Genomic DNA, 12,428 nt, shown 5'->3' with positions numbered 1-12,428 from the left:
TCGTGGGTTACGGCAGTGACGGTGCTCGACATGCGACCTGGCGACCGCCGGGCCCGACGAAGGGAGATGGCACACATGTGGGGGAACGTCGGACCGCGCGTCGCCGAACTGTCACCGCTGGAACGAGTCCGGCTGCGCCGGGTCGCCATGCGGTACGCCACGCACGGGTGGGAGGTCACGCCGGGGGCCTGTCTGGCCCGCAGCCGTTTCGTCTGCGGCCGGGCCGGCTGTCCCACCGTGGGTTGCCATCCCGCCCTGGAGAACTGGGAGTTGGCCGCCAGCGCCGACCCGGCCCGGGTGGCCACCTGGTGGCGGAACCGTCCACACGGGGTGCTGCTGCCCACCGGCCGGGCCTTCGACGTGCTGGAGGTGCCCGCCCACCTGGGCCGGCACGTGCTCGACGCGGTGCAGATCCACCCGGCCGGCACCGGCGTACGAGGGCCGGTGCTGGTCACCCCCACCGGGCGGTGGATGTTCCTGGTCCGCCCCGGCGACCCGCTCCGGCCGGAGTTGGAGCACTGCTTCCACGTGGTCCGGCACGGGCCGGGCTCGTGGGTCCCCGCGCCGCCCACCCGGCTGCCGGAGGGCACGGTCCGCTGGGCGGTCGCCCCCGAGCAGGCCCGCTGGCAGCTGCCGGATTCGTACCTCGTGCAGAACACGTTGATCGGGGCGCTGCGCGCCGCCGGGGTGACGCTCGCCCCCGACCTGCTCCCCGGTCACCTGCCACTGCCCCGACGAGGCAGGTGAGACGTGCCGGGCCGGCGATTCCATCAGGTGCCCGACAGCGTCGCCGGGGCGCCGGTCCTCGTTGACAGGGAGACGGCGCGAACGCGCGCCACGAACGGGGGAACGATGTCCACGAACGACAGGGCGCCTCATCCCGGCGGCACCGAACCGCCCCGCCGCAGCCACCCACGCCACCGGTGGGCCGGCACCCGGCCGTCCGGCTCGCGTCCCGGCCGCCCACGCCCCACCGGCTCCCGCCCGGCCGGCACCCACCGCCCGGTCCGCTAGGAGCCCCGGCCGGGCTGCGCGGCCTTCTAGTCGGTGAGCGGCAGGCCGGCGGAACCGTACTGGCGGGCGTCGTCGGTCACCACCGCGTGGGTGTGGTCGTCGAGGCCGTTCAGCCAGCCGAGGCCGGGTGTTCCCATGGCGAGGGCGGCGGTGGCGTACGCGTCGGCCACACCGAGGTCCGCGCCGACCACTGTCACCGAGCGCAACCCGCTGGCCGGGGCGCCCCGGCGCGGGTCCAGCACGTGCCGGCCACGCTCGTAGACGCCGGACGTGGCCACCGCCAGGTCGGTGCCGGTGAGCACCAGGCAGGTCGCCATGGCGTCCCAGGGGTGCCGGATGCCGACGCGCCACGGCGCCCCGGCCGGGGAGAGGCCGCGCACCCGCACGTCACCGCCGGCGTTCACGCAGTGGTTCGCGGCGCCGGCCGCGAGCAGGCGATCCGAGGCGACCTGAGCGGCCCAACCCTTGACGAAGCCGGACGGGTCGAGCCGCCCGGTGGCGTACGCGTCGAAGAAGCCGTCGGTGGCACCCCACAGGTCCGCGCAGGCCTCCAGCACGAACCGCAGATCCGCGGACGCCTCGGAGAGCAGCACCTCACCCCGGTCGAAGCGGCACACCTCGCTGTCCGGCCGGTACGTGCTGAACCGGGCGTCCACCTCGCGCATCCAGGCGAAGACGTCGTCGGCCAACTCGTGCAGGGCCGCCGGGGGCAGGTCGTCGGCCAGGTCCAGGGTGATCGCCGTACCCATGATCTGCTCGACCCGGCACAGCCCGGGTCGGATCATCGCGGCCGGCACGTCAGAACGCCTGCTCGATCGCGCCCCGCAGGGACTGCTTGTAGGAGTTGCTGGTCTCGGTGGCGCCGGAGACGGTGTTGACGTTGGCGCTCTGCTTCTGCACCACCTCGCCGCCGGTGCCGTCGTACCTGCTGCTGACGTCGTCGCTGTGGATGTCGGACTCGCCGCCGCTGGGCAGCGACAGCGAGACGGCCTCGACGATCCGGGTGCCGGAGACGACGATCTGCACCTGGACGAAGCCGTACTCGTTGTCCACGCCCGGCCCCGTGACCCGCCGCGTGGTCGACTCCGGCGCCTTGGTGGTGGTCCGCGGCGCGGAGGGAGCCTTCGTGGTGGCGCGGGGGGTGCTGGGCGGCCGGGTGGTGCTCTTGGTGGGTTTGGCCGACGACGGCGCGCTGGGCTTCACCGACGGCGTCGGTGCCCCGGCGGGCGGTTCGGCGGTCGCGCCGGCGGGCGGTTCGGCGGCCGGGTCGACACCCTGCGGGGTGGGGTTGACCGGCTGGGCGGTCGGCAGGTTCTGGGCGACCTGGGTGGCGCCCGGCGAGCCCTTGAACACCACGAGCGCGGTGGTGCTGGCGGCCAGGCCGGTGATCGCGAGCAACGCGCGACGCATGGGGATGCCTTCCTACAACTCGAACGTGGCCAGATGGATCTGCCGTCGGGGCACGCCGGCGCCGCGCAGCGCGCGGACCGACTGCTCCACCAGGCCGGGCGGCCCGCACAGGTAGACGTCGCGCCGGGCCACGTCGGGCACCAGTTGCCGCAACCCGTCCGGGCTCATCAGCTGACGGGGACCGGGGTCGTCGCGGGAGCCGATGACGTACCAGACCGAGGTGTGCCGCTCCTGCGCCAGCCAGTCCAGCTCACGGCTGAGCAGCACGTCGGCGGGCGTACGGGCCCGGTAGATCAGGGCCGCGCCCGGCGGCAGCTCCTCCAGCATCGCCCGGATCGGCGTGATGCCGCTGCCGCCCGCGATCAGCAGTGCCCGCTCGCGGACCCGGTGCGCGGCCGTGAAGGTGCCCGATGGGCCTTCCGCCCAGACCCGGCTGCCCGGGGTCAGGTCGCGCAGGTCCGCGGTGTGCGTGCCGACGACCTTGACGGTGAGCCGCAGCCAGCGACCGTTCGCGGCGGCGGAGACGGAGAACGGGTGCGACTGCCACCAGCAGCCCCGGGTGAGGAAACGCCAGCGGAAGTACTGGCCACCGAGCATCGTCAGCCGGCCGAGCCGCTCGCCGGTGAGATAGATGGAGATGGTGTCGGGGCTCTCGGCGACCACGTCGGCGACCCGCAGCCGGTAGCGCAGGTTGAACGCCAACGGCGCGAGCACCCGGCCCCAGAGCAGGGCGGCGACCACCAGCACGTAGAGCGCGATCCAGCCGGTGCGCACCGGACCGGGCTTGTACAGCTGCGCGCCGTGGGCGAACTGGTGGCCGAAGCCGAGCAACAGGATGAGGTAGCTGGACAGGTGCAGCAGGTGCCACATCTCGTAGGGCAGCGCCCGGCGGATCCCCCGGATGCTGCTGAACCCGACAAGCATCATGAGGCCGGCGGCGACGAACGCCGACACCATGTCCTCGTAGTCGCCGAGCAGCGTGCCGACCTCGGCGAGGAGCGATTGGTTCCGCAGGTCCGAGTAGCCGACGATGATCAGCGACAGGTGCGCCAGCACGGCGACCAGCAGGGTGGCGCCGACGTCGCGGTGCCAGCGGGCTATCTGCTCACCGCCGATCCACCGCTCCAGCACCGGCAGCCGGCTCATCATCAGCACCTGCACCAGCAGCAGGTAGCCGGCGATCAGACCGCTGATCCGGCCGGCCGCGGTGACGGTGGACGCGGTGCTGCGCAACGAACCGGCGGGGGTGCCCAGCCACCACGGCAGCACGCTGGCGAGCAGGCCGACCAGGAGCAGCAGGCCCAGCAGCCGCCGGCCGCCGGGTCCGCGCCGGTCCGGGACCTGCGGGGGTACGGGAGCAGCCGACCGGCCGCCGTGCCGGGACGAGGTCCCGGTACGACGGCCGGCGGCGTGGGTGTGCGGGTACGTCACGCGTACAGCTTCATCGGGGCGTACTTCTGGCGGGGGAAGACCTTCTCGACCTCCGCGTTGGTGAGCCCGAACCGGCCCTGGGCCACCGCGCCGTACACGTTGAACATGTTGTTGTACTCCGGCACGTCACCGGAGTCCGGCTTGTCCAGACCGTTCCAGTCGCCGAGCAGCGAACCGGCCAGCTTCTTGCCGGAGAGGATCGTGACCACCCCACCGTGCCCGTGGTCGGTGCCGCCGGTGTTGGAGCGGATCCGACGACCGAACTCGCTGGACACCATGATCGTCACGTCGGCGGCCTGCGGACCGAGGTCGGTGAAGAAGGCCGCCATCGCGGTGGCCAGCTCGTTCAACTTGCGGTGCAGTTGGCCGCCCGCGGCGGTGCCCTGGTTCTCGTGGGTGTCGTAACCGCCCATCCCGACGGTGGCGACCCGGACGTTCGCGCCGCCCTTGATCAGTTGGGCGAGCTGCTTGAACGAGTTGCCGACGCCCTCGTACTTGACGCCCTCGGCGGGCTCGTACGGCTTGGCCGCCAACTGCTGGGCGGTGGCCAGCGCACCCATGCCCTCCTGCACGGCCTCCTCCACCGGGTGGTTGATCCCGGTGAAGAGCCCCCGGATGGCCGCCTCGGTGGCGGCCCGGTACTTCTGGTCGCCGTTGAGCCGCAGCGATCCCACGTTGTTCAGCGACAGGGCGCCGTTGGTGCCCACCAGCGAACGGGGCAGCGTGCTGCCGATGCCGACGCTGCGGAACGCGGTGCCCTTGCCCAGGTGGTCGACGAGGCCGTCGAGCCAGCCCCGGCCACCGGTCTCGTTGGGCAGGCCACCCAGGTTGCAGGCGTCCGCGGCCTGGAAGTGGCTGCGCGACAGGCGCGGGTCCGAGGTCCCCGGGACGAAGCCCAGCTGACCGGCCGCCAGCCACTTCTCCAACGGCTTGAACGCGCTGGTCATCTTGAACCCGCGGTCCAGGGCCAACGAGTCGTTGCCGAGCAGCAGGTCGGGACGGTCCTTGGCGAGCACGGGGTCGTTGTCCGGCGCGACCAGGCTCAGCCCGTCCAGGCCGCCGTAGAGGAAGACGTGGATCAGGGTGCCGGTCGGGGTCGCGGCGAACGACGCCGACGTGGTGACGAACTGGGCGGTGGCCAGGGCGGTGGCGGTGGCCGCGGCACCCACGACGAAGGTCCGGCGGGTGACGCCACGACCGTCCTGCTGCGCCTCCTCCAGATTCTCCAGGGTGCGGTAGCGGTCCCGCTCGGCGGCGCTCTCGGCGGCGACGATGTCCGCCTCCGCGCGCAGCAACGCCTCGGCCGGGTTGTCGGCCAGCCGTCGCACGTCGGGGCATTCGGGGTGCAGGGGGAAAGAGTTGTACACAGTCTTCTCCATCGGGTGCCTCACCGGAGGTGGTGCTGGGGGGAAGCGAGGATCGCCCGCGCGACGGCGGTGATGGCCCCGTTGAACGTGGCGTCGACCTTGGCAGTCGGCGGGACACCGGCCACATTGAGGATCAGGTCCTTCTCCCGCGTGCTCAGCTTCTGACCCACCAGCCGCTGGGAGAGCGCGTCCACGTACGCCCCGGCGGTGGCCGGCGGCGCGGCGACCAACTTCTCCGGGGCTGTGTACGTGAAGGTGGTGCGGTAACCGCCGATGATCTCGCCCGCCTCGTTCCAGCCGTTGACCATGGTGCCGGCCGACGTCCAGGCGACGTAGACATCCGGGTAGCCGTCCGGGGTGGGCTGACCCATCGGGAAGTGGCCCAGCTCGCGCAGCTTGTCGTGGATCTGCCGCAGGCCCCGGGCGTACGGGGTGCGCTTGTTGTCGCCGTTGTTGTGCTTCGGCGACGCCTCCGGTGAGACACCCAGGGTGCGGTACGTGGCGACCAGGTACTCCATCGGCCGGCGCACCTTCTGGCCCACACCGGCCCAGAACTCCGAGGAGGAGAACAGCGCCATCAACACCGGCTTGATCAGGCCGTTGTTCGTGGTGTACGTCTTCGCGAGCCGGTCCACCAGGGACTTCGGCGGGGTGTCCGAGACGAACCGGGTCGCCAGGCTCTGCGCGACGTACTTCGCCGTCGACGGGTGCAGCGCGATGTAGGCGATGTACGCGTCGATCGCCGCGTCGGCCTTCTTCGGGTCCAGCGAGTCGTTGGCGTGGGTGAAGCCGAGGATCTTGACCTTGCCGACGTAGTGCTGCTCGGGCTTGAAGACGTACTTGCCCTCGCGGTCGATGCCGCGGCCGGTCTGCAGCATCGCCGCCTGCCGGACGTCCTGCTCCTCGTAACCACCGTCGACGCCGACCGAGTAGAGCTCCAGGTTCTCCCGGGCGAGGTTCTCGTTGATCGCGTCCTTGCGGGAGTCCTTCTGGTTCAGGTAGATCAGCAGCGCGGGGTGCTTGTTCGCGGCGACAAGCATCTCCGGGTAGCTGCCCAGCGCGTGCTTGCGCACGACGTCCTGGTCGAACGAGTTGCGGTAGGCCTCGCCGCCGTCGAAGTCGGCGGCGACGTGCAGGAAGTCGTTCCAGAAGTCGACCATCACCTCGAACAGCTGGCGCTTGGACCAGATCTGCCGGGCGATGGTGGCGTCGACCATCTCCCGCTCCGGCTGGGCGCCCTGGTCGTTGAGCTGGTCCCGCTGGGCGCGCAACTGCTGTGGGTCGAGCTTCAGGGTCGGCAACTCGGCGAGCTTCAACTCGGCCTTGCTCGGCTCGATCTTGTCCGGCTCCAACTGGGCGCGGATCCAGGCGTCGATACCCTTGCTCTTGATGTCGGCGATCACCTCGGGCGTCGGTCCGAAGGTGGCGCGCCGGGCCAGGTGCAGGATCGGGTCCTTGGCCAGCACCGTCTTGACGGTCACCTTGGTCGACGTGGCGGCGGCGGCGGGGCCGGACAGGGTCCGTCCGGTCGTTGGCGCGTTCTTCTTCAACGCCTCGCCGGCCCGGGAGCCCATGTAGCTCTCGTTCTGCTCGGTGTACGTCCGCACCGTGCTGGGCTGCTGGCCGCTGGGCCGCGCCGCGGTGCCGTCGGTCACCGTGCTGCCGGTCGCGTCGCCAGCCTTCGCCGCCGCCGTCGTCTCGTCGCCGAAGAGGCCACGGATCTGCGGGGTCATGGCGAGCGCCGCGCCACCGGCGACGACGGCAGCGGTACCGCCGAGGGCGAACACGGCCTTGCGCCGGCCGACCTTGCGACCCGAGTCGTCGTCATCGTCCAGAGCGGGCAGTCCGGCACCGGCCGGTCGCGCCGGCGCCGGCCGGCCGAGACCCTCCGGGCCGACCCACTGCGGTCCACGCGGACCGGGGGCGGGGTGTCCGGCGTGGGCGTAACCGTCGCCGTACTGCTCGCGCGGGTCGGCCTGCGCGGGGTAGCCACCCTGGTAGGGGTGGGGCGACTCGTACCCGTAGGGCGCGGACGTGCTGGGGTCGCCGTAGCCGTCCGCGTTGTGGTGCTGGCGTCCGTCCCAACCGCGGTCGTCCCGCGGTCGGCGTGGTGGCACATTCTGGTCGGCCATGTACCAATCCCGATTTCTGATGAGCGCCGGAAGCTGCGACCGGGCAGGTGCGGCAGGTGCGGCGACTGTTGCCTGAGGGGGGTTGCTACGGCAAGGTAACCAAGCACTCAGGTGCCTTCAAGGTGGGCTGAACACCCTCGCGAGGGCACTTAAGACAGCGCTCAGTGCGGCATCGCGGTCGGGCGCCGGGCGCCGGGCGGGCGCGGAGCTTCCCAGCAGGGCGGACGCGCGGCAGCCGGGCACAGACCGGACCGCTCCGCCACACGCGACACGTTCCGCGTCGTTCACCACCACAGGCAAACTTAAGGTTTGGGTAAGCCGGACATGAGGTGACCTCACGTGGCGGAAAAGTAGCAGCAGCGGGTGAGCGTGAGCCGCCGCAGCAGCGGGTATGCCGCCGAACCGCTGAACGCGTGAGGGGAAGGCAGCGCCATGCTCAGCAAAGAGGATCAGCGCAGATTCGACCAGATCACCCGTCAGCTCCGGGAGAGTGACCCGGCCTTCTTCAACCGGCTGGACCACCGGGCCCGGGCCCGCAGGGGCCGCTACCTGATGTTGTTGACCATCGTGCTGTGGGCGTCGCTGCCGGCGATAGCCGTGTTCGCCGGTCGGTTGACCGGCGCGATCTGCGCGGTGGTGCTGGTGGCCAACGCCGCGGTCATGTGGCGGTTCCGCCGCCGGTGGACGTGACGGCTCACCGGTCGGCCGGGTTGAACGCCCGGTACGCGCGGCGCAACCGTTCGAGCAGTCCCGGCCCGCCGATGGCCGGCGCTGGCGCTCCGAGCTGGCGCAGCAGCAGGTCGGGGCCGGTCGCCAGCCGGGGTGGCCGATCGGGCAGCGGCACCGGCGGCATCCAGAACCGGTCCGCGGCGTCGGCCAGCGGAGTTGCCGGCAGACCGGCCAGCGCACGGGCCGCACCGACGGGTGCCACGACGTCCACAGTCGATCCCTCGTCGTCCGCTTCGGACGGTGGATCGACCGGGGCGGGTGGCAGGGCCGTTCCGGTGGCCTCGACCCGCCGGGCACGCAACTCGTCGAGCAAATCGGCACGGGATCGACCGCGCCAGTGCAGCAGCTCGAACGGGTCCGCGTCGAACGCCTCGGCCAGCAGGTAGAACGTCGCCGCGAGGTGCTTGCACGGCACGGCGAAGTCGGGGCAGTTGCACCGCTGGGTCAGCTCGTCCACGCCGGTCGGGAAGAGCGGCGCGCCGGCGGCGATGAACAGCTCCTCCAACTCGTCGGGGAGGTCCCCGGCGAGCAGCCGGGCGCTGAAGAACGCCTGGCCGGCCAGCTCCGCCTCGATCCGGGACCAGAGCGCGGACGGAAACGGCTTCAGCGCGATGGATGCCTGGTACGGCTGCGGCCGGGAGCCCTGCACCACCGCGCTGACCCGTCCGGGCGCGATGTCCAGCGTGAGCACCTGGCCGGCCCGCGCGTACGACCGACCACGGGTCAGCCGGGTGCCGAGCGCGAACGACTCCAGCACCTCCAGAAACCGCCGCGACCACCAGGAGCGACCGATCGCCCCTCGGGCGCTGCGTGCCCGCAGTCCCCCGTCGACCCGGCGGGGGCGCCCGTAGTCGGCGAAGTCGGTCACGCCAGCGCTCCGCTGCGCTCCGCGCCGGCGTGAGGCACCACGCTGTGCCTGATGGTTCGCGCGCTCCGCTCGCTCACTCCACCACCGCCCCGGCCTCCAGGGTGAACAGGTCCCGCAACTGACCGGTGGACAGCTCGGTGATCCACTGCTCGCCGGTGCCGACCACCCGCTCGGCGAGGCTGCGCTTGTCCGCGATCATCGCGGCCACCTTCTCCTCGACCGTGCCGGCGCAGACGAACTTGCGGACCTGCACCCGTCGACGCTGCCCGATCCGGAACGCCCGGTCGGTGGCCTGGTCCTCCACCGCCGGGTTCCACCACCGGTCCACGTGCACCACGTGGTTGGCGGCGGTCAGGGTGAGCCCGGTGCCACCGGCCTTGAGGGAGAGGACGAACAGCGACGGACCGTCCGCCGACTGGAAGCGCTGCACCATGGCGTCCCGTTCGGCCTTACCGAGGCCGCCGTGCAGGAACAGCACCTCCCGGCCGAACCGCGCCGACAGGTGACCCCGCAGCATCGCGCCGAACTCGGCGTACTGGGTGAACAGCAGTGCCCGCTCCCCCGCCGCCAGCACCTCTTCCATGATCTCGGTGAGCCGGGCCAGCTTGCCGGAGCGGCCCTCCAGGGGCGAGCCGTCACGCAGCAGTTGGGCCGGGTGGTTGCAGACCTGCTTGAGTCGGGTCATGGTGGCCAGCACCAGGCCGCGTCGCTCGATGCCGTCGCTTGTCTCGATCCGGGCCAGCATGTCGTCGACCACCACCCGGTACAGGGCGGCCTGCTCGGCGGTGAGGTTGCAGAGCACCTCCATCTCCAGCTTCTCCGGCAGATCCGAGATGATCGACGAGTCGGTCTTGAGCCGGCGCAACACGAACGGCCCGGTGATCCGGCGGAGCCGTTCGGCGGCCTCGGCGTCGCCGTGCCGTTCGATCGGCTCGGCGAACTGTTTGCGGAACGTCGCCGCCGGCCCCAGCAACCCCGGATTCGCGAACTGCATGATCGACCACAGGTCGGCGAGCCGGTTCTCCACCGGCGTACCGGTCACCGCCACCCGCTGCCGGGCGGGCAGCGCGCGGACCGCCTCGGCCTGCCGGGTCGACGCGTTCTTGATCGCCTGCGCCTCGTCCACCACCACCCGGTGCCAGTCGATGCCGGCCAGGTCGGCGGCGTCGCGGGCGGCCACCGAGTAGGTGGTGACGACCAGGTCCGCGCCGTGCGCGGCCGCGGTGAACTCCGCCCCCCGCGCCCGCTCCGCCCCATGGTGTACGTGCACCCGCAGCTGCGGGGTGAACCGGGCCGCCTCCCGCTGCCAGTTGCCGACCAGTGACATCGGACAGACGAGCAACGTCGGTCCGGCCTCCGGTGGGTCCCCGGCGAGCAGCGCGAGCAGTTGCACCGTCTTGCCCAGCCCCATGTCGTCGGCGAGCACGCCACCCAGGCCGAGTGAGCGCAGGAACGCCAGCCAGGCCAGCCCACGCTGCTGGTACGGCCGCAACGTCCCCTGGAAGCCCGGTGGTGGGTCCAGCGGGGTGAGCCGACGCTCGACCGCACCGGCGAGCAGGTCGCCCAGCGCCCCGTCGGCGGTCACCTCCAGCACCGGCAGCGCCCCGGTGGCCTCACCGTCGGCCAGCCCGAGGCGGAGCAGGTCGGCGACGGTCAGCTCGCCCGCCGAGCGGAGCAGCCGCAGACCGGCGGCGAGCCGCCCCGGGTCCAGCTCGACCCACCGGCCGCGCAGCCGTACCAGCGGGGTCTTCATCTCCGCCAACGCGGCCAGCTCCTCGGCGGACAGCGGCTGGTCCCCGAGGGCGATCTCCCAGCGGTAGTCGACCAGGGCATCCAGCCCGACACCGGCCTCCATGCCACCGACCGTGCCGGGCGCGGTGCGGCTGCGGGCCCGCAGCCGGGCGCCGAGCCGCGCCGACGAGCGCTGCCACCAGGACGGCAGCAGCACCCCGAACCCGGCCGCGTGCAGCACCGGAGCGCCCTCGCTGAGGAACCGGTGCGCCCCCTCGACGTCGAGGTCCATCGCCTCGGGGGCGGCGGTGCGCAGTGCGGCGTCCAGGTCCGGCCAGAGCCGGCTGGCCCGGCCCAGCTCGGCGAGCAGCGTCTCCTGCGGGCTGGTCGTCCGGCCGGCCAGGCCGCCGAGCGTCTGCGGCGCCCGCCAGACCTGCCCGGCGTCGACGTGCAGGCCGGGCTCGTCCGCGGCCTGCAACCCGAACTCCAGCCGCCAACGCCCACCACCGACCGACTCGACCGGCGCCGGCACGATGTCGTTCGGCGCCGGTCGGGTCGCCAGGATCGGTTCGGTGACCTCGTCCGGGGCCGGCTCCACCAGTCGGAAACTGGCCCGCACCGGGCCGCCGGCGGCGTCCCGCTGCCAGGCGTCCAGCTCTTCGCGCAGCGTGGCCAACGCCGTCGGATCGACGGTGAAGTCACGCTGCGGGCCGGCGAGCGCCGCCAACCAGGCCGGTGCCGGGCCACCCGGGCGCAGTCCCCGGGCCAGGGTGGTGGTCGCCAGGGCGGCCCGCGCGGCGGCGTCGGTGAGCGCGTCGAGCGCATCCGCGACGACCTCGGCCGCGGTCAACTCGCTCCCACCCGAACCACCGGCCAAGGCCGCGATGCCGGCCGGGTCAAGGGTGGCGGAGTCCACGGCGGCTCGGGCGGCTGGCGGCAGGGCCAGCGCCAGCGAGCGCGCCCAGGCGGCGTCGGTGCCGGTCAGCAGCGGACGCCAGACCGCCTGGGCCGGCACCTGGACGGAACCGCCTGACGACGCCCCTGCGACCGTGCCACTGACCGCCGCTGCGCTCGCCGACGTCCTGCCCGGCGACGCGACGACCGCCGGCGTCCTGTTTGCCGCCACCCCGCTCGCCGACGGGACAGCCGTCGTGGCGACGCCGGGGAGGACTCGACCGCGGGTCACCAGGTCGGCGGCGAAGTCGGCCAGGTCGGCGAGGTGGCGCAGGGTTGACCCGGGCACCGCCGGGAGGTCGTCCAGGGCGCGGAGCAGCGAGAGCGCGTCGTCTGGGGCGTACATCAGCACGGGGACGCGCCACCCGGCCAGGGTGAGCCGGCCGCGGGCCGGGGGTGCGACGGCGGTCCGGATCAGCTCGGGCGAGTCGACCGGCGCGCCCGCCCGGGTGGGCAGGGTGAGCAGCGCGGTGCCGGGGTGGGCCGGTTCGGCGGCGTCGGCGAGGACGGCGACCAGGTCGGCGTGCCCGGCGGCGAAGGGGTGCGGGCGTTCCCGGGGCGGCCGGCCGGACCGGGTCGGCGCCTGTGGCGCGGCGCTGTCCTCGGCCCAGACGGCGAGGCCGCCGGTCGAGTCGTCGCCGGGCAGCCACAGCCCGTGGATGACCAGCACCTGCTCCTCCTCGTCGCCGCCCGCGCCCAGGATAGGCGGCCCCCGCGCGACCCCGGCGCGACCCGGCGCACCCCTCGCGCGATCTTGCAGTTTCTGTCGGCGATGCGTGGCGTATGCCCCTT

General features: G+C 72.9%; 9 protein-coding genes. 2 read left to right on the top strand and 7 right to left on the bottom strand.

Annotated elements, in window-relative coordinates:
* Positions 1-75: 75 nt before the first annotated feature.
* Positions 76-747: a bifunctional DNA primase/polymerase gene (locus AB0A90_RS10725; RefSeq protein ID WP_357244920.1), complete on the top strand. Its 672-nt coding sequence runs from the start codon at positions 76-78 to the stop codon at positions 745-747.
* Positions 748-1,040: 293 nt separating this feature from the next.
* Here AB0A90_RS10725 and AB0A90_RS10720 read toward each other — a convergent pair whose 3' ends face one another.
* Genes AB0A90_RS10720 through AB0A90_RS10700 form a run of 5 tightly spaced genes read right to left on the bottom strand, consistent with a single transcriptional unit; the run spans position 1,041 to position 7,354 of the window.
* Positions 1,041-1,763, bottom strand: a complete 723-nt coding sequence (locus AB0A90_RS10720; protein ID WP_357245200.1) for an FAD:protein FMN transferase — start codon at positions 1,761-1,763, stop codon at positions 1,041-1,043.
* 49 nt (positions 1,764-1,812) lie between these two features.
* Complete coding sequence (locus AB0A90_RS10715) at positions 1,813-2,424, bottom strand: FMN-binding protein (protein ID WP_357244918.1); 612 nt, start codon at positions 2,422-2,424, stop codon at positions 1,813-1,815.
* 12 nt (positions 2,425-2,436) lie between these two features.
* Positions 2,437-3,855, bottom strand: coding sequence for a ferredoxin reductase family protein (locus tag AB0A90_RS10710; RefSeq protein WP_357244916.1), 1,419 nt, complete (start codon positions 3,853-3,855; stop codon positions 2,437-2,439).
* Positions 3,852-5,234, bottom strand: a complete 1,383-nt coding sequence (locus AB0A90_RS10705; RefSeq protein ID WP_357244914.1) for a DUF1501 domain-containing protein — start codon at positions 5,232-5,234, stop codon at positions 3,852-3,854. Before AB0A90_RS10705 ends, AB0A90_RS10710 begins: the two co-directional genes overlap by 4 nt.
* Positions 5,235-5,242: 8 nt before the next feature.
* Positions 5,243-7,354 carry a DUF1800 domain-containing protein gene (locus AB0A90_RS10700; protein WP_357244912.1) on the bottom strand — a complete coding sequence of 704 codons (2,112 nt, stop codon included), beginning with the start codon at positions 7,352-7,354 and terminating at the stop codon, positions 5,243-5,245.
* A gap of 432 nt (positions 7,355-7,786) precedes the next feature.
* On the opposite strand from AB0A90_RS10700, the gene AB0A90_RS10695 reads away from it, so the two are divergent.
* Positions 7,787-8,044, top strand: a complete 258-nt coding sequence (locus tag AB0A90_RS10695) for a DUF3040 domain-containing protein (protein ID WP_357244910.1) — start codon at positions 7,787-7,789, stop codon at positions 8,042-8,044.
* 4 nt (positions 8,045-8,048) lie between these two features.
* Here the strand turns inward: AB0A90_RS10695 and AB0A90_RS10690 are convergent, their stop codons facing one another.
* Positions 8,049-8,951 (bottom strand): SWIM zinc finger family protein, encoded by a 903-nt coding sequence (locus AB0A90_RS10690; RefSeq protein WP_357244908.1) that lies wholly within the window; start codon positions 8,949-8,951, stop codon positions 8,049-8,051.
* Between the two features lie 73 nt (positions 8,952-9,024).
* On the bottom strand, positions 9,025-12,306 hold the full coding sequence (locus AB0A90_RS10685) for a DEAD/DEAH box helicase (protein ID WP_357244906.1): 3,282 nt from the start codon (positions 12,304-12,306) through the stop codon (positions 9,025-9,027).
* Between the last annotated feature and the right edge of the window lie 122 nt (positions 12,307-12,428).

The organism is Micromonospora sp. NPDC049204 (genome assembly GCF_040647935.1).
In the GTDB taxonomy this organism is placed as follows: domain Bacteria; phylum Actinomycetota; class Actinomycetes; order Mycobacteriales; family Micromonosporaceae; genus Micromonospora.
This window is presented reverse-complemented; position numbering and strand designations above follow the sequence as displayed.